The 24,814-nt window shown below is 66.1% G+C and carries 19 protein-coding genes; 15 read left to right on the plus strand and 4 right to left on the minus strand.

Annotated elements, in window-relative coordinates; translation table 11 throughout:
* Nucleotides 1-72 precede the first annotated feature (72 nt).
* From HMPREF1868_RS00965 to HMPREF1868_RS00980, 4 genes are all read left to right on the plus strand, one after another.
* On the plus strand, nt 73-381 hold the full coding sequence (locus HMPREF1868_RS00965; RefSeq protein WP_231782222.1) for a fluoride efflux transporter FluC: 309 nt from the start codon (nt 73-75) through the stop codon (nt 379-381).
* 142 nt (nt 382-523) lie between these two features.
* The gene (locus HMPREF1868_RS00970) at nt 524-838 is read left to right on the plus strand and encodes a glutaredoxin family protein (RefSeq protein ID WP_062529586.1); all 315 of its coding nucleotides are present in this window, start codon (nt 524-526) and stop codon (nt 836-838) included.
* Nucleotides 839-877: 39 nt separating this feature from the next.
* On the plus strand, nt 878-2,023 hold the full coding sequence (locus tag HMPREF1868_RS00975; RefSeq protein ID WP_062529588.1) for a glycerate kinase family protein: 1,146 nt from the start codon (nt 878-880) through the stop codon (nt 2,021-2,023).
* A 143-nt stretch (nt 2,024-2,166) separates the two neighbouring features.
* Nucleotides 2,167-3,417, plus strand: a complete 1,251-nt coding sequence (locus HMPREF1868_RS00980; protein WP_062529590.1) for an FAD-dependent oxidoreductase — start codon at nt 2,167-2,169, stop codon at nt 3,415-3,417.
* A gap of 44 nt (nt 3,418-3,461) precedes the next feature.
* On the opposite strand, the gene HMPREF1868_RS00985 is transcribed toward HMPREF1868_RS00980, so the two are convergent.
* Both HMPREF1868_RS00985 and HMPREF1868_RS00990 read right to left on the minus strand, forming a co-directional pair.
* Nucleotides 3,462-4,646 (minus strand): hypothetical protein, encoded by a 1,185-nt coding sequence (locus HMPREF1868_RS00985; RefSeq protein WP_156439367.1) that lies wholly within the window; start codon nt 4,644-4,646, stop codon nt 3,462-3,464.
* Between the two features lie 452 nt (nt 4,647-5,098).
* Nucleotides 5,099-6,508: a lipopolysaccharide biosynthesis protein gene (locus HMPREF1868_RS00990; protein ID WP_062529594.1), complete on the minus strand. Its 1,410-nt coding sequence runs from the start codon at nt 6,506-6,508 to the stop codon at nt 5,099-5,101.
* A gap of 234 nt (nt 6,509-6,742) precedes the next feature.
* Here HMPREF1868_RS00990 and HMPREF1868_RS00995 point away from each other — a divergent pair, with 234 nt between their 5' ends.
* The 9 genes from HMPREF1868_RS00995 (at nt 6,743) to HMPREF1868_RS01035 (ending at nt 20,138) form a co-directional block, all read left to right on the plus strand.
* The gene (locus tag HMPREF1868_RS00995; RefSeq protein WP_062529596.1) at nt 6,743-9,505 is read left to right on the plus strand and encodes a phosphoenolpyruvate carboxylase; all 2,763 of its coding nucleotides are present in this window, start codon (nt 6,743-6,745) and stop codon (nt 9,503-9,505) included.
* Between the two features lie 336 nt (nt 9,506-9,841).
* Entirely contained in the window at nt 9,842-10,123 is a 282-nt protein-coding gene (locus HMPREF1868_RS01000) for a FeoA family protein (RefSeq protein WP_231782223.1), read from the plus strand.
* 60 nt (nt 10,124-10,183) lie between these two features.
* Nucleotides 10,184-10,420: a FeoA family protein gene (locus HMPREF1868_RS01005; RefSeq protein ID WP_009277931.1), complete on the plus strand. Its 237-nt coding sequence runs from the start codon at nt 10,184-10,186 to the stop codon at nt 10,418-10,420.
* A gap of 123 nt (nt 10,421-10,543) precedes the next feature.
* Nucleotides 10,544-13,210, plus strand: a complete 2,667-nt coding sequence (locus HMPREF1868_RS01010) for a ferrous iron transporter B (protein ID WP_062529599.1) — start codon at nt 10,544-10,546, stop codon at nt 13,208-13,210.
* A gap of 123 nt (nt 13,211-13,333) precedes the next feature.
* The gene (locus tag HMPREF1868_RS01015) at nt 13,334-14,209 is read left to right on the plus strand and encodes a helix-turn-helix transcriptional regulator (RefSeq protein WP_009277929.1); all 876 of its coding nucleotides are present in this window, start codon (nt 13,334-13,336) and stop codon (nt 14,207-14,209) included.
* A gap of 209 nt (nt 14,210-14,418) precedes the next feature.
* The gene (locus HMPREF1868_RS01020; RefSeq protein ID WP_009277928.1) at nt 14,419-14,721 is read left to right on the plus strand and encodes a hypothetical protein; all 303 of its coding nucleotides are present in this window, start codon (nt 14,419-14,421) and stop codon (nt 14,719-14,721) included.
* Between the two features lie 6 nt (nt 14,722-14,727).
* Complete coding sequence (locus HMPREF1868_RS01025; protein WP_062529601.1) at nt 14,728-16,845, plus strand: heavy metal translocating P-type ATPase; 2,118 nt, start codon at nt 14,728-14,730, stop codon at nt 16,843-16,845.
* A gap of 126 nt (nt 16,846-16,971) precedes the next feature.
* Nucleotides 16,972-17,682: an ABC transporter ATP-binding protein gene (locus tag HMPREF1868_RS01030; protein WP_062530369.1), complete on the plus strand. Its 711-nt coding sequence runs from the start codon at nt 16,972-16,974 to the stop codon at nt 17,680-17,682.
* 5 nt (nt 17,683-17,687) lie between these two features.
* Nucleotides 17,688-20,138, plus strand: a complete 2,451-nt coding sequence (locus HMPREF1868_RS01035; protein ID WP_062529603.1) for an ABC transporter permease — start codon at nt 17,688-17,690, stop codon at nt 20,136-20,138.
* Between the two features lie 270 nt (nt 20,139-20,408).
* Here HMPREF1868_RS01035 and HMPREF1868_RS01040 read toward each other — a convergent pair whose 3' ends face one another.
* The gene (locus tag HMPREF1868_RS01040; RefSeq protein ID WP_062529605.1) at nt 20,409-21,965 is read right to left on the minus strand and encodes a DUF438 domain-containing protein; all 1,557 of its coding nucleotides are present in this window, start codon (nt 21,963-21,965) and stop codon (nt 20,409-20,411) included.
* Between the two features lie 136 nt (nt 21,966-22,101).
* Nucleotides 22,102-22,866: a 2,3-diphosphoglycerate-dependent phosphoglycerate mutase gene (gpmA, locus tag HMPREF1868_RS01045; RefSeq protein ID WP_062529607.1), complete on the minus strand. Its 765-nt coding sequence runs from the start codon at nt 22,864-22,866 to the stop codon at nt 22,102-22,104.
* A 733-nt stretch (nt 22,867-23,599) separates the two neighbouring features.
* Between gpmA and HMPREF1868_RS01050 the strand changes: the two genes are divergently transcribed.
* Entirely contained in the window at nt 23,600-24,265 is a 666-nt protein-coding gene (locus HMPREF1868_RS01050) for a DUF3793 family protein (protein WP_082719459.1), read from the plus strand.
* A gap of 94 nt (nt 24,266-24,359) precedes the next feature.
* Nucleotides 24,360-24,764, plus strand: a complete 405-nt coding sequence (locus HMPREF1868_RS01055) for a flavodoxin domain-containing protein (protein ID WP_062529611.1) — start codon at nt 24,360-24,362, stop codon at nt 24,762-24,764.
* Nucleotides 24,765-24,814 lie beyond the last annotated feature (50 nt).

Genomic DNA, 24,814 nt, shown 5'->3' on the forward strand with positions numbered 1-24,814 from the left:
AGGTGTGCCATGGAGGCACTTGCGGTTGGCCTGGGAGGCTTCCTGGGCAGCCTGGGACGCTGGTAGCTGGGTGTGTGGCTCAAGGGGGTCGCCCCGTCGCTGCCCGCGGGCACGCTGGTCGCCAACCTGCTCGCTGCCCTGCTCATCGGCCTGGTCACCGGGGTGGGCCTTGCCGCCCCGATGCCCGAGAGGCTGCGGCTCTTCCTGGCGGTGGGCCTCTGCGGCGGCCTCTCCACCTTTTCCACCTTCTCCAACGAGACCTTCCAGCTCGTCTCTTCCGGCAACTGGGCCGGAGCCGCGTTCAACGTCGTCGCCAACGTGGCGAGCTGCCTTTTTGCCGTGGGTTGCGGGATCGCCCTGGGCAGGATGCTCGTCTCCTAGGCCTTGCCGTGAGCGGGCGCCGTTGAAGGAGGGACGACCGACCCCATGCCCGGTGCTTCGCACGACTCCGCTTGGGGTATATGACTCTTATCAGAGACAAGGCGCGGTCCCATCCGCCGCATGCGAAGAAAGCGAGTCCGTTATGGCTGAAAAGACGCTCGAGCTCTACATCAAGGACGGTTGTCCCTTCTGCCACAAGGTCCTCTCGTTCATGGAGAAGAACGGCATCGAGCTGCCCCTGCACAACATCAGCCGCAGCGAGGAGGACCTCAACCACCTCGTCGAGGTGGGCGGCGAGAGGCAGGTGCCCTGCCTCTTCATCGACGGCGCCCCCCTGTACGAGTCTGGCGACATCGTGGCCTATCTGGCCAAGGAGTTTGCAGTGGGGGCAACCTCCGCTGACGAGGCGGCGCCTGCGGGCGGCGTCTGCACCATCGGGGGCGGCTGCTCCTTCTAGGGCGTCTCGGGAACCGAGGCCGACGGGAGGTCGTCGTCCATGTCGCTGAGCGTGCTGGTGGCGTCCGACTCCTTCAAGGGCTCGGCGTCGAGCAGGACAATCGCAGAGCTCGTCGAGAGAGGCGTGCGTCGGGTAGATCCTGACGCACGCGTCTTTTGCCTGCCCATCGCGGACGGGGGAGAGGGAACCATCGACGCCCTGCTTGCCGCTCGGAGTGGCAGGTTGCGACACCTCGAGGTCAGGGGACCCTTGGGCGTGCCCGTCGACGCGCGCTATGCGCTGCTGGACGACGGGTGCGCCGTGCTCGAGGCGGCGGAGGCCATAGGCATCGGCCTCTCCGACCGCAGCCCCGCCTCCGCCCTTGCCGCCTCGAGCTTCGGCCTGGGGCAGCTGCTGCTTGACGCACTGGACCAGGACGCGCGGAGGGTGCTTGTCGGCCTGGGCGGCAGTGCCACCAGCGACGGCGGCGCAGGACTCGCCAAGGCGCTCGGGGCCAGGCTCCTCGACCGCTACGGCATGCCCGTCGAGGAGGGCCTCGCAGGGCTCGTGCGCGTGGAGTCGCTGGACGTCTCGGGCTTGGACCCGCGCCTTGGGGAGGTGGACATGGAGCTCCTGCTCGACGTCACCAACCCGCTCGTTGGCTCCGCTGGGGCGGTGAGGGTGTTCGGACCCCAGAAGGGGCTGGACCCACGCGAGCTCGACCGTTATGACGGGTGGATGAGCGGATGGGGCGAGCTCCTGCATCGCGTCTGCAGCAGGGACGTCGCGGCTGTGGAGGGCGCCGGTGCTGCCGGAGGCCTGGGCGCTTGCCTCATGGCGCTCGCCGACGCCAGGCCGGGACGTGGCATCGAGCTCGTTCTGGATGCCGTCGGCATCGACCAGGCGCTTGCGGGGGTTGACCTCGTCATCACCGGCGAGGGAAGGATGGACGCCCAGTCCGCCTGCGGGAAGGCGCCGGTCGGCGTGGCACGTCGTGCGAAGGCGCAGGGCAAGCCGGTGGTCGCGGTGGTGGGAAGCTGCTCCGACGAGCTCGAGGCCGCGTACGCGCAGGGAGTCGACCTCGTCGTTCCCTGCGTCCACGAGCCATGCTCGCTCGAGGACTGCATGAGGGGCGTGGAGAGGAGCGTGCCCTTTGCCGCCGAGTCGGCGGTCCGGGCCTTCCTCTTGGGTCGGTCCGCGGTCTAGCCCGCCTGTGCCCACGAGTGCAGAGGGGCAGCACGTCGTTCTCGCTTGACCTCATCTCTCCCGTGGCGGAATCTGGGGTTAGCACGCGCGCCATCCTGCCGGGGGGCGGGGGCGCACAGATGACACAAAGGGAGAGGTTCGAATTGGCGCTGCACATAGTCGAGGAGGCAGACCGCTGTCTCAACTGCAAGAGGCCCCTCTGTCAGGAGGGATGCCCGGTCCATACGGCCATCCCCCAGGTGATTCAGATGTTTCGCGAGCGCAGGATGGAGGAGGCGGGCAGGACCCTCTTCGAGAACAACCCCATGAGCGTGGTGTGCGCGCTGGTGTGCAACCACAGCGCGCAGTGCGAGGGGCATTGCATTCGGGGGCGCAAGGGCACCCCGATCCACTTCTCGGCCATCGAGGACTACATCTCCGACGCATACCTGGACCGCATGGGGCCGGACGAGCTGCCTGAGCGCAACGGACGCCACGTCGCCGTGGTGGGCTCCGGTCCCGCGAGTCTCACGGTTGCCATCCAACTTGCCACCCTTGGCTGCGACGTCACGATCTTCGAGCAGAAGATGGAGATCGGCGGCGTGCTGCGTTACGGCATCCCCGAGTTCAGGCTACCCAACTCCATCATCGACCGCTATCGTGCGCTGCTCGATCGCCTGGGCGTGCTCGTGCGTCCCAACACGACGATTGGCGGCGCGCTGAAGCTCGACGACCTCCTGCGTGACGGCTACGACGGCGTCTTCGTGGGCACTGGCGCCTGGCGCGCAAAGACCCTGGGCATCAAGGGGCAGGCGCGCGGCAACGTCTTCTTCGGAATCGACTACCTGGTCAACCCCGAGGTCTGTGAGATCGGCCAGGACGTCGCCGTCATCGGCGTGGGCAACGTCGCCATGGACGTGGCGCGCACGGCGATTCGCCAGGGGGCGCGTCGCGTGACGCTGTATTCCAACTGGGGTGGCGTCTCGGCAAACTCTGACGAGGTGGAGCTTGCGCAACTCGATGGCGCGCAGATCGTCTACGGGCAGTCCATCGAGTCGATCAACGACAGGGGGCCGGTGTTCCGCCGCTCGATCCTAGACGAGGAGGGGCAAGTCATCGACATGAGCGACGAACTCGTTCAGGTGGAGTGTGACACGGTGATCTTCTGCGTCTCGCAGGTGCCCAAGGACAAGCTGATCCTCACCACCCAGGGACTCAGGGGCACGGAGCGGGGGACCCTGGTGGTGGATGACGACTGCATGACCACGGTCGAGGGCGTCTTCGCCGCGGGTGACGTGGTGAACGGCCCCAAGACGGTGGTGCACTCCGTCGAGGGGGCCAAGAGGGCGGTCGTCGGCATGCTGCGCTACATGGGGCTGGACGAGTCCGGGCGTCCGGTCGCGGCGCAGGAGTAGGCCAGAGTCTCGCAAGAGCCAAGGCCGCTTGGCCATGGGACCCGTCAGCTGGCGGGACCCGGCTCCTTGTTGCCGGGAAGCCTGGCATGCCTCTTCCTCTTGACGCGCCTTGTCTCCCGTCTGTTGACCGACGCGACTCGTAGTCTGGATTGGGCAAGCAGGGATCCCAACACCTCTGCCCGGATGGCGTGCCGTGCGGGGTCGTCAAGCAGCCGCAGCACCCTCCTCGCCTCTGTCCTGTGGCCCTTGGCGTCAATTGCGTTTGCGATGCGGGCGAGGGTTCTCTCGAGGGAGGACGTATCCCTCAGGTCTTCGCTACGAAGGATGAAGAGCGTGTCGCCCATGGTGGAATAGTCCTCGATGCGCAGCTTGTCGTCTCGCATGCTCCGCTCTTGCGCATGGGAATCGCGGCCGTTGTATTCGAGCGAGATCCCAAAGCGGTCAAATCGGATGTCAGGCCTCATGCTGCGATGCATCAGCAGCCCCCTTGGGTCGTTCGAGAGGTCGATGGGCCTGTTGAGCGCCCCAAAGGTCAGGCTCACTCCCCCATAGCGCGGTGGGTTCGAGAGCATCAGCCCCAGGATGGACTCCATGGGGGAGGCGGAGCCATCGAGGATCATCTTCGCCGCCTGTCGAGCCAGCTTCGCTCCGTGCCTCCCCCTGCTCGCGGCTAGGTACGAAGACACCTCCGAGGAGGTGGCAAGGGGGTCCAGGCCAAACCCACACCCGCCGTCGTGCCCTGGCTCAAAGGAGTATGTGCCGCAGAGCTCGCAGCCCAGGCCCATGAGCTCGGCAGTCGCGGAAAGATTGCTCATCCTTCCCGATGAAACGAGCTGGTTCAGTTCGGAGGCTCGTCCTAGGAGCATGAGCCCGGGGGCGTCCACATAGACGTTGACGCCCCTTATGGGACTGTCGAGAAAGGGGGTCCTGGTGTCACAGACGCGCAGGAGCGAGTTTGGCAACAGCTCGCCCTCGGTGACGCTGCAACTGAGGCCACGAACAAGAATGCGCTCCTTGCTTGATGCGACCCTGATGCCGATTGCTGGGTCCTCGGCCGCAAACAGGGGGGCAACGAGTTCCCTGACCCCGCTGTGCCCCATCACGTCTCGGCCGCTTGCGTCGACGGGAGGCACCGCCTGGAGCGTGGCTGGTGCCAGGCCGAGGTCGGACCTCAGGCGAGCGGCGCGAAGGAGCGCCACTCCCACTTTTCCCGTGATTACCAGATTCATCCCGTTGGCCCCCCTGACTGGAAACTTCGGTGTCGCAAGTGCTGCCGCGAGCTTTTCAAGGTGCAAGAAACCTAAATGGCGTTAGTGTAAACAACGGACAGGAAAAATGGATGATTCTGGATGTGATTGACGATTGTGTAAGGATGATTAGCTCAACTTGGCAATGAGCCACAGAATTCTTTTACACAATCGGAGAACACGTCCATTTGCCCATGTTCTCCGGCAGCGAACTTCGCACAATCGTTGAAGTCGAAACCACTCTCGTTGGGAATCGAGTGCGGGGCGTTTGACGATTGGTGCGTGGCGAACGGGGAGCGCAGATGGAATGTCTTTTTTGTCATAGCACTTGGGGATGTCGCGGGCAGAGCGGTCTGATGAGGCTCCTGACAAGGGCGTGGGGAAGTCTGGTGAAGATTCCCGGGCGCGTGCGGTTGGCGTCGGTCAGCCCCCTTCTAGCCCCTCACGCGGAGCAGGACGTACTGGACCACGAGCATGCCGAAGAGGGTGGCCATCGAGGCGAAGTAGGCCCAGACCGCACCATTGAACCCGAGCGTCGCCACCAGCGCCACGCTCAACACGACCGAGAGTGCGAAGGTGAGCGCGTAGCTTCTGGTGACGAGCTCCTGGCGGCGCAGCACGGTGATGATCTGGTAGAGGAAGTCCACGACCGCCGACATCCCCCCCGCGAGGACCATCAGGTACAGCTGGTTGCGCATCGGCTCGAAGTCGGTCCCGTAGAGGATTTTCAGGAGGGGCACGCCGAAGGCGGCGTTGAAAAGGAGGGTGCCGGCGGTCAGGGCCGCGGCGACGCCCGCCACGGCAATCACGATGAGGTCGAAGCGTCCCCGGTGGTTGGGCTCGGACCAGATGTTGGAGAGCCTCACGAGCTGGGGCTTGTACACCAGCCCCACGGTCATGGCTATGCCCTGGGCGGGGAAGTAGATGGCGTTGAAGAAGAGCTGGTTCTCGTATGCTAGCGCCCCCTCCATGGCGAACTTCGGCACAGACTCGATGAGTACGAAGAGAAACTGCGCCGCGAAGGCTGGTGCGCATTCGACGAAGATCTCTCGCAGCTCCACGAGGCGGACCCCACGCGAGCGAGGGGTCTCGAGCAGGGCGAGGGGAAGGCTCACCAGCAGGAGCGAGACCCCTGCCGCCCCGGCAAGCGCAAGGCTTGCCACCGCGACGTCATGCGTGACGAGCAGCGCCACGGTGAAGGCGAGCATGGACACGCCGCAGCGCAGCGCCTGGGAGACGCCAGCCAGCCAGAGCTTGTCACATTGCTGGAGCCGTCCCTCGTACACGTCTGCGAGCGAGTCGACCAGGCGGAAGGCGAAGGTACCCACGCAGATCGAGAGCATCTCGCCCGAGTAGCCCTTGACCAGGCACCAGAGCCAGGCCACCCCAACCATGAGCAGACAGCTCGCGGCCCTCTGGAGCTGGTACGAGCCAAACGACTCAGCCTCGTCCACGTCGGAGACCTGGTAGGTGCGCACGCCATAGGTCCCCACGAACTGCAGGAGGTTGGCGATGACGAAGGCCATGGAGAAGCGACCCGCCGCCTCTGTTCCCGCGAGCTGGGTCGCGATGACGGTGAGCAGGGGGAAGAGCACTCCCCAGAGCCCTAGGCCCAGACTGTTGAAGAGGTAGTCGCTGCGGGTGCGGTGGGCGGCGTAGCGTGCGGTCTGGTCTGCGAGCGACCCCGACCACACGGACGAGATGAGTCGATCCCACCAGTCGTTGGCGAGGCGCACGACGAGGGGAGTCCTTGCCACCCTCCCGCCGCGAGACCCTCCCGCGCCGGGACGCCTTCCCGCAGCATCGCTCCTGCCCGAAAGAATGCGCTCCAGTGGGTTGGTCATGCAGTGCCTCGCACATCCTGTTCGCTTGGTTCGTCGCCTGCTCGGACGCTCGGCGCGCATCCCGTGCCACGCGTTCGCCCTGGCGATTGTATCCCGTCCTGCGCGTGAAGATTGGGTTTCGCTGCGGTCGGCTACATCCTCGGCATACACCCGCCGGCTAAAGTATGGTGTGCGATTCTTTGGCACAAGAGGCTCGAGGCCGGCGCCCGCGACGTTGGCCCAGGGGGAGGTACGGTGTCTGAGCTGGATAGACTGAAGGAGGGCGGGCAGGGTTCTGTCCGACCCTCCGCAAGCGAGGCAGAGCTCGAGTGGGCTGCCGCCCGCGAGGCGCTCTCCGAGGTCGAGGTTCCCGACGGGCTCAAGGACAACATGGCGCTCTTCCTGCGCCTGGTGCGCAAGGTACTTGGCGAGTACGACAGCGACCTGCGCGCGACCTTCGACGCGCTGCTCGTCGACACTATCAAGGCGAACTCCTACGAGCCTGGCACCAACGAGGTCGAGATGAACGCCTTCCGCGACGCGGTGCGCATCATCGACTCGCTGCCCGTGGAGAAGGCAACCCTGGTCATGCGGGCCTTCGCGGCCTACTTCCACCTCGCCAACGTCTGCGAGGAGAACTACCGCGTCGGCTCCCTGCGTGCGCGGGAGAGCGCCATTTCGACCAGCGAGCGCGAGGACACCATCAACGACCTGACCGTCGCATATCGCCAGCTCGTGGACGAGTGCGGCACCGGCAAGGCCATGGCCCTGCTCGACCGCCTCGAGTTCCACCCGGTCTTCACCGCGCATCCCACCGAGGCACGTCGCAAGGCCGTCGAGGGCAAGATCCGCCGCATCGCAGGCCTGCTCGAGGAGCGTCCCCGCCTGGGCGGCGCGTCCCTGGCCGAGAACGAGCGTCGCATGCTGCAAGAGATCGACGCGCTCTTCCGCACCTCGCCCATCGGCATCAAGAAGCCGACTCCCGTCGAGGAGGCCGACACCGTCATTGACATCTTCGACAACACCCTCTTCGACATGGTTCCCGAGGTCTACCGCCGCTTCGACGACTGGGAGCTGGGCGAGAAGGCCGGCACCGTCCCGCCCATCTGCCCCGCCTTCTTCCATCCCGGCAGCTGGATCGGCTCCGACCGTGACGGCAACCCCAACGTAACCGCCAAGGTGAGCCGCAAGGTGAGCGAGAAGTTCCGCGTCCACATGCTCGAGACCCTTGCCGATGCCACGCAGGTCACGGGCCGGAATATCACCCTGGACGCCGCGTCGACCAGGCCCTCCTCCGAGCTGCTCAACCTCTGGAGCCACCAGGTCGAGATGAGCGAGTCGCTCACAAAGCGCGCCCAGGACGTGAGCGCCTCCGAGCTCCACCGCGCCGTGATGATCGTCATGGCAAACCGCCTGAGGGCGACCATCACCCGCACGGCCGACGTCATGTACGCCAACGCGGAGGAGTACGTCGCCGACCTCATGGTGGTGCAGCGCTCCCTCGCCAAGGCTGGCGCAGTGCGCACTGCCTACGGACCCGTCCAGAACCTCATCTGGCAGGCCCAGACCTTCGGTTTCCACCTGGTGGAGATGGAGTTTCGCCAGCACTCGCTGGTCCACAGCCGCGCCCTCGAGGACATCCGCGCACACGGCCGCTGGGGCGAGCGCGGCGAGCTCGCTCCCATGACCCGCGAGGTCCTGGACACCTTCCGCGCCATCGGCTCCATCCAGCGCAAGAACGGCGTCAAGGCCGCTCGCCGCTACATCATCTCGTTCACCCAGAGCGCACAGAACGTGGCCGACGTCTACGAGCTGGCCCGCCTCGCCTTCGCCCACGAGGAGGACGTCCCCACCCTCGACGTGATTCCCCTCTTCGAGCAGGTGGAGGACCTCGAGAACGCCATCGACACCCTCAACGAGGTCATCGAGCTTCCCGACGTGCAGCGCAGGCTCCGCCAGACCGGCCGCAGGCTCGAGGTCATGCTGGGCTACTCCGACTCCTCCAAGGACGCCGGCCCCACCTCTGCCACCCTGGTCCTGCACGCCACCCAGGCGCGCATCGCCAAGTGGGCGGAGGAGAACAACATCGACCTCGTGCTGATGCACGGCCGCGGCGGCGCGGTGGGACGCGGCGGCGGCCCCGCGAACCGCGCCGTCCTCTCGCAGCCCAAGGGCTCGGTCAACTGCCACTTCAAGCTCACCGAGCAGGGCGAGGTCATCTTCGCCCGCTACGGGGACCCCACCCTGGCACGCCGCCACGTGGAGTCGGTCGCCGGAGCGACGCTGCTCCAAAGCTCCCCCTCCATCGAGTACGTCAACACCGAGACCACGGCCAAGTACGCCGACGTCGCCACGGCGCTCGACCGGGCCTCGCGCGAGCGCTACCTCGACCTCCTCAACAGCGAGGGCTTCGCAGAGTGGTTCGGCGTCGTGACCCCCCTGGCCGAGATCGGCCTCATGCCCATAGGCAGCCGTCCGGCCAAGCGCGGCCTGGGAGCCAAGTCCCTGGCCGACCTCCGCACCATCCCCTGGATTTTCTCCTGGTCTCAGGCGCGCACCAACCTCGCCGCCTGGTACGGGCTGGGCAGCGCCTGCGAGAGCTTCGGCGACCTCGCCCGCCTGAAGGAGGCCTACGCCGAGTGGCCCCTCTTCACGACCTTCGTCGACAACATCGAGATGTCGCTCGCCAAGACCGACGACCGCATCGCCCAGATGTACCTCGACCTCGCCAATCGTCCCGACCTTAACGAGAAGGTCCTGGACGAGATGCGCCTCACTCGCAAGTGGGTGCTCGCCATCACCGGCAACGAGTGGCCCCTCCAGAGCCGTCGCGTCCTGGGTCCCGTCATCCGCATGCGCCTGCCCTTCGTCAACGTCCTCTCGCTGGCGCAGGTGCGCGCGCTGGACACCCTGCGCAACAAGGGGGAGGCGCTCACTCCCGAGGAGCGCGAGCGCTTCATCTATCTGATTCTCTGCACCGTCTCCGGGGTCTCCGCCGGCCTGCAGAACACGGGCTGATCCTGTCGGACGGCGGTGCGCGATGACCCGTGGCGTGCCACGAGGGCAAGGGCTCATGAGGCGAGAGGGACGGGCCGTGGAGGTCGTCCCTCTCGTCCCATGACGGGCAATGGCTCCGGTCGGACCTCGCGGGCCGACGTGTCACCCAGTCTGAGCTGGGCTTCGCATCCAGGCCAACAGGATCCAATGTGTATGTTTTGCCATGATTTCCCCTTCCCAAAAAATTTGTTAGCTTTGGCTTCCCCAGTTGCCAAAAATCTCTACAATAGCGTGTTAGCTAGCATAAACTTGTGGTCCGTAGCCCAAACGGGCGGGACCCGGGTGGGGGAGCGTCTGATGGATGGAAGCGTTGTGGATGGCACGAGCATGACGAGCACCGCAGGAGTGCGCGTGGTCGGGGCACAGCTGCCCCTCTCGATGGTCTCGGAAGGCGAGACGGTCACCGTCGCCCGCGTCCGTGGCAGCCAGGAGCTCAGGCAGCATCTCGCCGAGCTCGGCTTCGTGCAGGGTGCCTCCGTGAAGGTCGTCTCGCGCGTGAACGGCGACGTCCTCGTGAGCGTCAAGGGGGCTACCTTCGGCATCGGGCGCGACATGGCCATGAAGATCGCCACCTGCTAGCAAGACAACGGGGGGTATTGGCGCCGGGCATCGCCCGGCCTGTTTTTCTAAGGGGGAAGAATGGCAAGTCTGAGGGACGTGAAGGTCGGCGAGAGCTGTACCGTCTCCAAGCTCACCGGTGCGGGGGCGATCAAGCGCCGCATCATGGACATGGGCCTCACCAAGGGCACCAAGGTCCTGGTCCACAAGGTCGCGCCGCTGGGGGACCCCATCGAGTGCACCATCCGCGGCTACGAGCTCTCGCTGCGCAAGGACGAGGCGGCGTGCATCGAGGTCGTGGACATAGCCAAGGAGTAGCTTCCCCGGGGCACGGCCCCTTTTTTCTGGCCGAGCGAGTTACCTAAAACTAACAAATGTGAGTCTTCAGGTAGCAAAGGTAAGCCGAGAATAACTCCGGACACGTAGCAGGAAAGGCAAGGAATGGCAGACAAGATCAACATCGCCCTGGCTGGTAACCCCAACTGCGGCAAGACAACGCTGTTCAACGAGCTCACCGGCTCGAACGGCTACGTCGGCAACTGGCCCGGCGTCACGGTAGAGAAGAAGATGGCCACCTGGAAGGCCAACCACGACGTCACCTTCGTCGACCTTCCCGGCATCTACTCGCTCTCCCCCTATTCCCCCGAGGAGGTCGTCTCGCGTGACTACGTGGTCAATGACCGTCCCGATGCCGTGATCAACCTGATCGACGTCACCAACCTCGAGCGCAACCTCTACCTCACCACCCAGGTCCTCGAGGCGGGCCGTCCCGCCGTCGTGGGCCTCAACATGTGCGACCTGCTCAAGGAGCGTGGCGACGTCATCGACTCCAAGAAGCTGTCCCAGATGCTGGGCGTTCCCGTGGTCGAGGTCTCCGCCCTGCACAACAAGAACCTCGACGAGCTGGTCAACGCCTCCCTCGACGCCTCCAAGGCCGGCAAGCCCGCAGAGGGCGTCAAGTGCTTCTCCGCCGAGGTCGAGTCCGCCCTGCAGACCATCGCGGGCCTCATCAAGGATGCCTGCCCCGCCGAGCTCGTTCGCTGGTATGCCATCAAGGTCTTCGAGCGCGATGCCGAGGCCATCCAGCCGCTGAACCTCGGCAAGGACGTCCTCGCATCCGCCGAGAAGGCCATCAAGGCCATCGAGGACGACCGTGACGACGACAGCGAGTCCATCATCACCTCCGACCGCTACGACTGGATCGCCACGGTCATGGACGCCTGCGTCAAGAAGGCCCCCAAGAAGCTCACCACCTCGCAGAAGATCGACCGCATCGTGACCAACCGCGTTCTGGGCCTTCCCATCTTCGCGGCCATCATGATCCTGGTCTACTACATCGCCATCTCCACCATCGGCACCAGCTGGACCGACTGGGTCAACGACAACCTCTTCTCCGATGGCTTCTTCTTGAGCGGCCAGTCGCAGGCCGCCTTCGACGAGGCCAAGGAGGAGTGGTCCTCCAACCACTACGCCGACCAGATCGACGGCTATCTCGCCGCCGCAGAGAAGGCCGGCGTCAACACCGATGGCGTCGCGGACGCCATCGCCGCGGAGGAGCCCACCGCCGAGGACGAGGCGACCATCGCCGACTTCCAGGCTGCGGCCGAGAAGGCCAAGGTCGTCGCCACCGACGTCCCCGTGCACGACGACGACGGCAACTTCGTCGACACCGACGACGAGGCCATCACCGAGGAGACCAGCGACGGCGAGCCGGTGCTCGCCGAGGGCCAGAAGCTCCAGGTGATCGACAAGGTGGACGCCGCCGGCTTCGCGGCCGCCCTCGAGGGCAAGGCTGCCGAGCCCGACGAGCACGACTTCGGCAGCTTCGTGGACTCCATCCCCACCGCCGCGACCAACGCGCTCGAGGCGGCTGGCACCTCCGACCTCGTCAAGGGCCTCGTGGTAGACGGCGTCATCGGCGGCGTGGGCTCGGTCCTGGGCTTCATCCCCCAGATTTTCGTCCTCTTCGTGATGCTCTGCTTCCTCGAGGACTGCGGCTACATGAGCCGCGTCGCCTTCGTCATGGACCGCGTCTTCCGCCGCTTCGGCCTCTCGGGCAAGTCCTTCATCCCCATGATCGTCTCCTCCGGCTGCGGCGTCCCCGGCGTCCTCGCCACCAAGACGATCGAGAACGAGCGCGACCGCCGCATGACGGCCATGCTCACGACCATGATCCCCTGCTCGGCCAAGCTGCCCATCATCGCCCTGGTCATGGGCGTGCTCGCCGGCGGCTCCGACATGTGGTGGGTCGCCCCCATGTTCTACTTCCTGGGCATCGTCGCCATCATCGTCTCGGCCATCATGCTCAAGAAGACCAAGCCCTTCGAGGGCGAGCCCGTCCCCTTCGTGATGGAGCTCCCCGACTACCACTTCCCCAGCATCCGTTCCTGGGCGCTGCACGTGTGGGAGCGCGTCGCCTCCTACGTCAAGAAGGCTGGCACCATCATCTTCGCGGCTGCCGTGGGCATCTGGTTCCTCTCCAACTTCGGCATCGCGGGCTGGGACGGCGGCGACGGCGCCTTCGGCTTCCTCTCCGGCATGGAGGGTGTCCCCGAGAACTACATGGACTACTCCATCCTCGCCGGTGTGGGTGGCGCCCTGGGCTGGATCTTCCTTCCCCTGGGATTTGGCAACTGGCAGGCCACTGCGGCGTCCATCTCTGCCCTGATCGCCAAGGAGAACCTGGTCTCCACCTTCGGCGTCCTCTACGGCCTGGGCGGCGCAACCGAGAACTCCGTGAGCATGTGGCAGGGCTTCGCCGGGATGTTCACCGTCGCCGGCACGCTCCACGTCGGTGCCATGTGCGCGTTCGTGGCGTTCAACATGCTCTGCGCGCCCTGCTTCGCCGCCATGGGCACCATTCGTCGCCAGATGAACTCCGGCTGGTGGACGGCCTTCGCCATCGCCTACGAGTGCGTCTTCGGCTGGGTGATCGGCCTGTTCATCAACCAGTTCTACGAGCTGGTCGTCTTCGGGAGCTTCGGCATCTGGACCGTGATCGCCTTCGTGCTGCTCGCGGCCATGCTCTTCCAGCTCTTCCGCCCGGCCCCCAAGTGGGACAAGAAGGACGAGAAGATTCTGGACAGCCTTGCGGAGGACGTGGCCTAGTCCTAGACCCGCCCGCATCGCGGGCACGACGGGGTTTCGCGTGACCCCAGACTGCAAGCCAAGGCGCGCCGCCTGCCTGGAAGGTGGGTGGCGCGCCTTCTCATGAACGAGGAGAGAGCGGAAATGGAGCGGACGCAGAGGTCGGTCGAGGTCTTCGAGCCCCTGAGGGGCGCCCGTCTCGCCATCTCGAGCCCCCTCGCGAAGGGGACGAACGCCGCGGACTCCTGCCTTCGCTGGAGTGACGGGGAGCTCCTCCTCATCTATTGCAAGGAAGGCATCCGCCCCGCCCATCCCAGGTGCGCCTCGTCCTCGTCGCCCCGGTCCAAGACGCTCCTGGCGCTTCGCGGAAGGGGAGAAGGCGTCCATCCCCTGCAGCTGCGCAAGCTAGGGGGCATCGTCCTGCTGCTTGACCTGGGGCGCATCGCGCGGGAGGAGGGAGAGGCGCTCGCCGAGTTCGGCGTGGATGCCGAGGGCCTGGCTCTTCTTTCCCGCATGGGCACCACGGTGGCCTCCCTGGACGGGCATCCCGAGCTCGTCCATGTGCTCTTCGAGCTGAACGGCGCCCCGGAGCGGGGTCGTGAGGGCTACCTCAGGCTCAAGGTCGTGGAGCTGCTTCGTCTCCTCTCGCACATCGAGCTCACGGGCTCCGTCAGCCGTCCGCCCGTCCGCCAGTCGCATCGGCAGATCGCCTATCGCGCCCAGGGCGAGCTCATGCGCGACCTCTCCACGCCGCTCACCATCGAGCAGCTGGCGGAGCATTGCGAAAGCTCACCCACCGTGCTCAAGCAGTCCTTCCGCGAGACCTTCGGCAGTCCCGTCTATTCCTGGTACCGCAGGCAGCGCATGAGGCGTGCGGCGGAGCTTTTGGGGGACGGCCGGCTGGGCGTCTCCGAGGTCGCGGCAGCCGTGGGCTACTCCAACCCGTCCAAGTTCTCCCGTGCCTTCTCCGCCTGCATGGGCTGCTCTCCCAGCGTCTGGAGGGCGCGCCACATGGCCTGAGGTCTGCCTCGGAGCATCGTCGCACGGACACCTCTCGCGGGTCAGAACGGCACACTCCCCAGAAGACCGTCCAAGTAGCGCGTCCGATTGGAGCGGTGCATCCTCTCGGAGTTGTGAATTCTCTCGACGCTGCCTTAGCGTACGAGAGGAATGACTGCTGCACAATGTCAACCAAGGCGACCTTGTGCCACGAGAGAGAGGGAGTAGTCATGCACGCTCATCACATCTGGTTCGCCGTCGGGGGTGCCGCCGTCGCAGGGACGGTCGCAAAGCTCGCGAGCACGGGGCTGCTCCACAAGGGTGCCGTCGCCGTTGCCACCTGCGCGATGAAGGTCGACGCCGCCGTGACGGCCGAGACCCAGAGCATCGTGGACGACGCGAACGACGCCACGGCCGAGGCTCGCCGCAGGGCGAAGATCGACTCAGCCGTAAAGGAGCGCCTTGCCGTCGAGGAGGCAAGGATCCGCGAGGAGGTCACTGCCAAGGTCGATGCCGAGGGTTGCGAGGCATAGCCCTTCATGCATTACAAGATCATCTCTGACCTTCCTGGCCGCCTGCGCCTGCGCTGCGGCTCCAACCTCTTTGGAGACGAGGAGGCGCGTGGCGTCGCATACGCGCTCATGCGCAGTCCCGGCGTGAGGCATGCGGAGGTCCACCCCGCCAACGGGTCGGTCCTGGTGGTCTTTGACCCGTCCTGTCGCGAGCGCGTCCTCGGCGTGGTAGACGGCCTCGATGTCCTCAGGCTTCCGACTGCGGAAGTGGGCATCGAGTCGTACGCGAACGCCATCGAGATCGCGGCCGAGAACAACCGCTTCGCCCTGCGCCTGGGCGGCCTCATCGCCTGGCGTGGCATACGGAGCCTGCTTCTTCCTGCCCCCCTGCGCCACGCATGGACGCTCATGCGCTCCGTCGGCTTCATCGCGGAGGGTCTGAGGCGTCTTGCGCGCGGCGAGATCACGGTCGAAGTGCTCGACGCCACCGCCGTGGTGGCGTCGCTCCTGAGGCGCAGCTTCGGCGAGGCCGACACGGTCATGTTCCTGCTGCAGCTCTCCTCGGTCCTGGAGAGGCACGTGCAGAGCCGCGCCCACCTCGCCCTCAAGGACGGTCTCATCACGCGCGCCGAGAACGTCTGGGCCGTGGTCGATGGCAGGGACGTGCGCATCTCCATGGACGAGGTCGAGCGTGGCCAGGTGCTCCACCTTCCCCAGGGGAGCGTGCTTCCCGTCGACGGCACGGTGGTGGACGGGGAGGGACAGATAGACGAGGCGTCCATGACCGGCGAGTCACGCCTGGTGCACAAGTCGGTGGGGTCCACGGTCTATGCGGGCACCGCCCTCGAGGACGGGGACCTCCTCGTTCGCGTGACCGCTGCTCCGGGGGACGCGCGCATCGACGGCATCGTGACCATGGTCGAGCAGTCTTCCGAGCTCAAGGCGGGCGTCCAGAGCAAGGCGGAGCACCTTGCTGACGCGCTGGTGCCCTACAGCTTCCTCTCGTTCTTCGCGATTCTGGCCCTGACGCGCAACGTGACGAAGGCCATGGCCGTGCTCATGGTCGACTACTCCTGCGCCATCAAGCTCTCGACTCCCGTCGCGGTCATGAGCGCCATCGACGAGGCCTCCAAGTGCAGCATCGTGGTCAAGGGCGGCAAGTACCTCGAGGCCCTCGCCGCTGCGGACACCGTCGTCTTCGACAAGACCGGCACCCTCACCCATGCCTCTCCGCGCGTCGAGAGGGTGCTGAGCCTCGCCGGTGCGGACGAGGACACCGTGCTGCGCTACGCGGCATGCATAGAGGAGCACTTCCCCCACAGCATGGCGCGCGCCATCGTTGCCGAGGCAGACCGACGTGGCCTCAGCCACGAGGACGAGCTGCACGCCAGGGTCAACTACGTGGTTGCGCATGGCATTTCGACGCAGGTGGACGGGCTCGAGGCGCTCATAGGCAGCGCCCACTTCCTCTTCGAGGACGAGGGGATCGCGAAGCCGGACGACCTCGAGGAGACCATCCAGGAGGCCATGCCCACCGCCTCGGTTGTCTACCTGGCGCTCGGCGGCGAGCTCGTGGGTGCCATCTGCATCAGCGACCCGCTGCGCGGCGAGGCTGCCGCGACCATCGCGCGCCTCAGGGGGCTCGGCATCCAGAAGGTGGTCATGCTCACGGGCGACTCCGAGTCCTGCGCCGCCCACGTCGCCTCCTCCGTCGGCATCGACAGCTACCATGCGCAGGTGCTGCCAGAGGACAAGAGTGGCTATGTGCAGGCGCTGCGCGACGAGGGCCACACCGTCATCATGGTGGGCGATGGCATCAACGACTCGCCGGCACTTGCTGCGGCAAATGTTTCGGTCGCCCTCTCTGACGCGAGCGACATCGCCCGCGCCGTGGCCGACGTCTCGGTGCTGGACTCGTCGCTCGAGTCCCTGGTGACCATGCGTCTCCTCTCCCAGCGCCTCATGGGCCGCATCCGTCGCGACTACGGCTTCATAGTGGGCTTCAACTCCGCGCTCATCGCCCTGGGAGTTGCCAGCGCCATATCCCTCACGACCGCCGCCTACCTGCACAACGCCTCCACGCTGGGCGCGGTGGCCCTCAACACGCGCCACTTGCTGCGAGCGGGGGAGGGAGGGGTCGACTAGCGCGCCTCTCTTGCCTTGGGCTGGCTGCGTGCGCCTGGGACTTCCTGCTCCCGTCCTGTCATTTGTGCTTGCGTCTTCCTATAATTGGTAAGCACGAGCTAACTTTTGGACATGGATGGGAAGCGCATGGAGAATGCAGCCTACCTCGAGGTCACGGACCTCAGAAAAGGGTACGGGTCGGGAGAGGCCCACGTGGAGGTCCTCAGGGGCCTCTGCACGGGTGTTCGGTCGGGCGAGATCTGCACCCTCCTGGGCCCCTCGGGATCGGGCAAGTCGACCTTCCTCAATCTCGTGGGTGGCCTCGAGTCGGCCGACTCCGGCAGCATCCGCGTGGGCGGAGAGGAGCTCACGACCCTCTCCAAGCGCGAGCTCGTCGAGTACCGACGCCGCGAGCTCGGCTTCGTCTTCCAGTTCTACAACCTCGTCCCGGACCTCACGATCAGGGAGAACATAGAGGTCTGCGCCTACCTCTCTTCCGAGCCCCTCCCCATGGACGAGCTCCTCGAGTCCCTGGGCCTCTGGGACCACCGCGACAAGTTCCCCAGCCAGGTTTCGGGCGGCCAGCAGCAGCGCTGCGCCATAGGACGCGCCTTGGTCAAGGCCCCCCGCCTCCTGCTCTGCGACGAGCCCACGGGCGCCCTCGACTACAAGACCTCCAAGGAGATCCTCCAGCTCATGGAGGACGTCAACCAGCGCTATGGCTGCACGATGGTCATCGTCACCCACAACGAGGCCATCCAGTACATGTCCCATCGCGTGCTCCAGCTGCGCGACGGACAGATCGTCTCGGAGCATACGAACCAGACGATTAAGCCCGCCTCCGAGCTGAGCTGGTAGCCGCCATGAGGAACCCACTCGACAGGCGAATCCCACGCGAGCTCAAGGCGAACCTCGGGAAGTACCTGGGCATCTTTGCCCTCCTCTTCCTCATCTCCGCCATGGTGACCGGCTACATGGTCGCCGCATCGTCGCTCCAGGCGACCATCGAGGGCATGCGCGACAGGTATGTCGTCGAAGACCTGCAGTTCGACTGCGACTTCGAGGCCCCCAAGAAGGCGGTGAGGGCCGTCGAGGCGCTGGGGATGACGGTGCACGAGAACTTCTACCGTGACCTCACGATGGGCTGGAGGAAGGCGTCCGGGGAGGAGGGAACCGGCACCGTCCGCGCGATGCGCGTCAGGCGAGACTTCGACCTTCCCATATACGTGGAGGGGGAGGAGCCGAACTCGAGGGGCCAGATCGCGCTCGACCGGACGTTCTGCGAGAACAACGGGCTGCGGGTGGGGGACCACGTCACCGTGGACGGGAGGGACTTCGCCATCAGTGGCGTCATGACGCTCTCGGATTATCCCACCCAGATGGTCCACAACTCCGACCTCATGTACAACACCCAGAGCTTCTCGGTCTCGCAGGTCTCTGACGAGGACTTCGACCAGCTCGTGGGAAGCTCGGCGCAGTGGCGCTATTCGGCGGTCCTGGACGATCGTTCTATGGCGCTTCCCCAGAGGGTCGAGCTCGAGAGGAGGGTGGCAGAGGCCATCAGCCAGAACGGCGCGTCGCTCTCGAGCATCGTGGACCGCGAGTCCAACCAGGCCATCACCTTCAGCCAGGACGATGTGGTCCAGGACCAGGGCATGTGGGAGGTCATGCTGGTCCTGCTCGTGCTGATCATGGCCTTCGTCTTCGTCGTGCTCACCAACGCCACCATCGAGGAGCAGAGCTCGGCGATCGGCACGCTGCTCGCCTCGGGCTGGCGGCGCTCGGAGATCCTGCGCCACTACCTCACGCTGCCCGTCCTGGTGGGGACCGTCGCCTGCGTCGTGGGCAACGTGGTGGGCTACGCGTTCCTGGTCAAGCCCATGGCCAACCTGTACATGCGCAGCTACAGCCTACCTCCGTACGTTGTGACCTTCCAGCCGCGCGTCTTCGTGATGACGACGCTCATTCCCCTGGGCATGCTGGTGCTTATCACCTTCTTCGGCCTGCTGCGCAAGCTGGGTGCGACCCCCCTGGCGTTCCTGCGGCACGAGACCTCCCATCGCAGGGGCCTCGGCCGCGTGCGCCTCCCCAGCTCCTGGGGCTTCTCCCTGCGCTTCAGGGCGCGCGTCTTCCTGCGCAACATCTCCCAGTTCGTCATCCTCTTCCTGGGCATCTCGGTGGGAAGCATCCTCCTTCTGATGGGGCTGATCATGCTGCCCACCGTCGAGCACGTCGCCCGCACCATGAGCCAGTCGGTTCCCGCCCAGCACGTGTACCTGCTCAAGGCGCCGTTGCGCCTCGACGGCAGCGTCGACGAGCGGGCGGCGTTCGAGGCGGCGGAGACCCTCTCCACCTCGAGCGCGGAGGACATCCAGGCACTCGACCCCGCGGCACTCCTGGGCCTTGCGGTCAAGGCGCAGACGGTCAACCCGGACGACCGGGCGGTCAACGTGCGCGAGAACTCTCCCGAGCGCATCGAGCAGGCCGAGCGATTCGCCGCCGCCAGCCTCGAGGTCAAGCGCAACCTTGCCGACTCGATGGAGCAGATCACGCTCTATGGCATCGAGGAGCCGTCGCGCTACTGGTCTGACGTGCAGCTCTCGCACGGCGGCATCGTCGTGGGGAAGGGGCTGTCCCAGAAGTGTGACCTCAGGGTCGGGCAGACCTACCCCTTCATCGACCGCTTCGAGGGCAAGACCTATGAGCTCAGGGTGGATGGCATCACGGATGGCGACACCAACATGGACGCGTACCTGTCGCGTGCGGACTTCTGCGCGCTGATGGGGGAGCCGGACGACTACTTCAACGGCTATGCGTCGGACGAGGCCCTCGACCTCGACCCCCGCTTCGTCGCCAAGGAGATCACGCCGCAGGAGATGCTCAAGGTCGTCGACCAGATTCAGGAGTCCATGGGCGACATCATGAACACCATGGTCGCCCTCTCGGTGCCCTTCTACCTGGTGGTCATGTACCTGCTCACCAAGACGGTCATCGACAGGTCCGCCCGCTCGATCTCGTACATGAAGGTGTTCGGCTACCAGGACGGCGAGGTCGCCCGTCTCTACGTCCGCTCGATCACCACGGTGGTGGCCCTGACCCTAATGCTGAGCCTCGGCGGGATCGTAAGCCTCTTCAGGCTGATCATGAAGTTCATGATGGTCAACTACTCCGGGAACTGGACACTCTGGTACGCACCCCAGCACCTGGTGGAGCTGGTGGTCATCGGATTCGCCACTTATGGCGTCGTCGCCCTGATTCACCTGCGCAACATTCGCAGGGTCTCCCTCTCGGAGGCGCTCAAGGTCCAGGAGTAGCTTGCGACGCGCCGCCAGCGACGACGCGACAAGGAGCGCGGCCTCCGTCTCCCAGGGGACGGGGGCCGCGCCATGTGGGCGAGAGAAGACCCCCGTCGAGTAAGGGCCTGCCCCGCCTTCCTGCTGGCCGCGCCATGTGGGCGAGAGAAGACCGCAAATCCTGTGAAATGCTGTCGTCTAGCTGCGCCAACAGGCCAAACGCGAAAAACGACAGCATTTCCCACAGAATGCTGTTTTCGCATCCTGCGCTAGCGTGTCTCCGTCGTCGCGCTACTCCGCCTCCGCGCGGCGCTGGTCGGCACCGCGGCGGTTCTCGCCCTCGAGGGAGCGGATGTGGGCTATGTCCTGGGTGGTCTCGAGTGCGCCCAGGTATCTGCCCTCCTCGTCCCTCACGGCAAAGTAGCGGATGTAGAGGAACTGCTCGCCCCTGTGGATCCAGAACTCGAAGCTGTCCTTGGCACCGCTGCGGAAGTCCTCGAACACCTTGTGGACCATGGCCTGGCTCTTGGGGGGATGGCAGTCGTAGACGTCGCGTCCCAGGCAGCTCATCGGGCGCGGGAAGGCGCGCGTGTCCCCGTGGCTGAAGTAGCGGGTCTTGTCGTCGGCGTCGACGAAGGTGAGGTCGAGGGGGATGGTGTTGAGAACGGCCTCTATCTGGGCGACGCTGAACTCTCCCGTGGAGAGCCTGACCTTCTGCGTGCCGCCTGCCTGGGGCGCCTCGGGGGCAGGGGCGGACGCGCCGGCGTTGAGCCTTTCCTCGGCGATTTCGAGCGCGGAGGCGCGCCATGCGGGGGGCTCGTCGATTAGGACGTAGCCGAACTCGCCGCTCTCCTCGGCGATCTGCGTCCACTCGGATGCTCCCAGGGTCTCGAGCGAGAGGGGCACGAGGACGTTCTCCTCCTTGCTGACCATGGACTCCGCCCCCTCGCAGGCAGCGGCGAGCGTGTCCGCGGCTGCGGCGAGCCCCGCCGCGTCACCGGAGCTCGCAAGGGCCTCCGTCATCTGCCTCAGGTCACCCACGAGCTCGCGGACCTCGTCGTCCTTGCCCCACATGACCTTCGAGGGGCCCGTGACGCCGTGACGCTCGAGGTGGGGGAAGAGGAGCTCCTCCTTGCGCTTGTAGTGCGGGAAGATCGCGGCGAGCAGGTCCGCGTCCGCACGCAGCTTCTGGGCGAGCGCGCGAACGACGTCGGCACCCTTGGCCGCGCGGGAGAGGTCGACGTCGTCTCGAAGCCCCTCGATCAGCTTGAGTATCTGCTCGTTCTCGCTGCGCAGGGTGTGGACGGGGTGGCCGGGCCTGTCCTGGGGGTCCGTGCCCGAGAGGCCGGGCGCGCAGGACACGCTGCCCTCGAAGAGCGTGGCGTGCACGTCGCAGAGGCGCTGCACCTTCTCGACGGGAACGCCGCCCGAGATGAGGGCCTGCTCGGCCGCGGCGATCTCGCCGCCCGAGACGTTGGCGAAGTGGAGGGCGAAGTCCTCGCGCACGTCCTCGACGTCCTCGCCGGCGCCGAGGCGCTCGAGGTAGCTGGTGAGGAGCGCCTGGCGCTGCTCGGGGGTTTCGTCTGCCACCTCGGCTGCGGGGGCGTGTGCGGGCTCGTCCTCGTGGCCCTTGACGGAGAAGCCTGCCGCCTTGAGGCCCGAGATGACCTCGTCGAGGTCGATTCCCTTGGTCTTGCAGCCCTTGGGGATGGTCATGAGGCGACCCATGGTCTGGAGGCGGCCGGGCTTGGTGATTTCGTCGAAGCCGAGCTTCGCCATGGCCTCCCTGAGGCCGGGGTGCGCGTTGCAGAGCTCGTACACGCTGAGCTCGAGGTCGATCTCTTCCATGCTGCCTCCATAAGTTAGATGTGGCTAATGTCGACTCCGTTAGCTGATACCCCGGGGGAAGGGCGCGAATCAGCCTGGCGCAAAAAAAGTCCCGCGACTGAAGCCGCGGGACCATGCCACAAGCTCTGGATGCTGCCTACTTCTTGGCCTTGCCCTGGTTGGCGACGGCGTTGATCTTCGCCTCGATGGTGGCGGGGTCGCCGATGTAGTGCTTGTCGACGACGTTCCAGTCCTTGTCGAAGGTGTAGGAGCAGGGGATGCCCGTCGGGATGTTGACCTCGAGGATCTGCTCGGGGGTCAGGTGCTCGAACTGCATCACGAGGGCGCGCAGGCTGTTGCCGTGCGCGGCGATGAGGACGCGCTTGCCGGCCTCGAGCTGGGGCTTGATCTCCTGCTCGAAGTAGGGCCAGGCGCGGGCGATGGTGTCCTTGAGGCACTCGGTGTAGGGGAGGTCCTCCTGCGGCACGTCGCGGAACTGGTCCTGGACGTGGGGGTCGCGCTCGTCGCCGGGCTCCAGCGCGGGCGGGCAGACGTCGAAGGAGCGACGCCAGATCTTGACCTGCTCGTCGCCGTGCTCGGCGGCGGCGTCGGCCTTGTTCAGGCCCTGGAGGGCACCGTAGTGGCGCTCGTTGAGGCGCCAGGTCTTGTGGACGGGCAGCCAGTTGCGGTCCATCTCGTCGAGGACGTGGTTGAGGGTGTGGATGGCACGCTTGAGCAGCGAGGTGTAGCACACGTCGAAGTCGTAGCCTGCCTCCTTGAGGGCGCGCCCGCCAGCGGCGGCCTCCTCGTGTCCGGTCTCGGTGAGGTCGACGTCGGTCCAGCCGGTGAAGAGGTTGAGCTTGTTCCACTCGCTCTCTCCGTGACGGATGATCACGAGGTGCATGTACTCGTCGTTTGCCATGGCATTCCCTTCTCGTTGGGGGAGGGTTCTCCCCTCAGCTGCCTGCTACAGCTTGAATGATAAGCCTTGGGGCGGCACGACGTGCCGAGGGGCATGCGCTGGCAGCCTCGCCAGGCCCTTCCGTGCGTCATGCGACCTGCTTCCTTCGCACCAAAAGGATTCTGTGGGAGGGGAGAGGGGCTCCAACTGGGAGGACGGCACCTCTCTTCGCATGAGAGCGCAGTCGTGCGAGCGGCGGTGCCGTCCGATGACGCAGGCCGCATCGGGATGACGCTCGTGCGAGCGGCGATGCCGTATGGTGACACAGATCACGTCGGGACGACGCACGCGAGAAAGCGCAAGCGCGAGTGGCGGCTTCCCGAATCGCACGCCACACGGGATTCCCACCTGCGACGAAGCGCCATGAATGCTCCAATCGGACGCCTGCCGGCCTTTCGCTCGACATTAGTTAGCTTTGGTGTACTCTACTTGCCAGCAGGAGTTAACGCGAGTTAACAAAAAGCCCCGAGGGCAGGTAAGGACGGCCCGAGGGGAGTGGGAGGCGCAAAGGCGCGCGACCCACGGCAACTCGTTTATCCCTACCTGGCGCAAGCGGACCCTCTCCCCGTCTTGCGAACAGGTCCTCAAGCGCCGCCCGCGTCCCCCCTTTCCTGCGCGAGCGGCGCTCTTTTTGTCACTTTGCCCGGGGACGTCGCCGAGCGCGTCGTCCCCGGGGCTCATAAGGGGTGATCCAATGAGCGGAAAGAGCGCGATGTCGGTGCGACTGGTCCATGCGCCGCTCGAGGGCTGCGACGCGGAGCAGAGCGCCCTCGCGCACGCCTTCGCCACCACCCTCGTGCGCTGCTGCGCCGCCGTGATCGAGGGGACCAAGCCCGCGGCGCTCTTCTCGTTCAGACCTCCCGCCTGCGACTGTGGGAACGCGGCCTGCCGCAAGGCCCGCCTGAGGGAGACGATCGCCGCCTACGCGCGCGAGCTTCCCCTCCATGGCCTGGACCTCACCGTCCTCGGCCACGCGAGGGACCGCGTGCAGCTCCTCGTCTGGCGCTCCTCCCTCGTGGAGGGAATCGTCCGCGACCCGGAGCTCAGCTCCTTCCTCGAGGCGTCGGGCTACCGCTGTGGGAGCGCGTCCGAGCTGGTGGGCTGCTTCCGCCATCGCCTCGCTGCCTTCCACCTGGGCATCGAGCCGCGCTTCCCCCATGAGGTGGGCGTGCTCCTGGGGTACCCCCTCGAGGACGTCAGGGGCTACATCTCGGGTGGGCGGGAGACCTGCCGCGGTCCCTGGAAGGCCTATGGCAGCGCCAGCGAGGCGCGTCGCCGCTTCGGGAGGGTGGCCGCGAGCGAGGCGTGCTGCCGCAGGCGCTTCGCCTCGGGCCTGAGCCTGGCGGCACTCCTCTCGTAGGCCCTGCGTGACGCGCGGGCGGGTCCTGGCACCTCTCCGGCACCCGCCCGCGCATCGCACAGGCGATGTCCAACCACGAGCAAGGAGGAGAGACATGAGCAAGACAGCGGTCGTCTACTGGAGCCAGTCGGGAAACACGGAGGCCATGGCAAACGCCCTGGCGGACGCCATGGGGACGGAGGCCGTCGAGGTCTCGTCCTTCTCCGCCGACTCCGTCGCGGACTACGACGCGCTGGCCTTCGGCTGCCCTGCCATGGGCGACGAGGAGCTGGACCCGGACTTCGAGGAGGTCTGGAACGAGTGCCTGCCCGCCTTGGGCGAGAGGCCCGTCGGCCTCTTCGGCAGCTACGACTGGGGTACGGGCGATTGGATGGAGAGCTGGAAGTCTGCCGCGGAGGACGCCGGCGTCAACGTGGTCGGCACCGTCATCGCCAACCTCGAGCCGGACGATGAGGCGCTCGAGGAGCTCAAGGCCCTGGGAGAGAAGCTCTCTGCCTAAGGTGCCGGATGAGGCCCGCCGCCTCTCCTGACTATGAAGAAGTCGTGGAG

The organism is Olsenella sp. DNF00959 (assembly GCF_001553055.1).
Classification (GTDB): Bacteria; Actinomycetota; Coriobacteriia; order Coriobacteriales; family Atopobiaceae; genus Olsenella_I; species Olsenella_I phocaeensis.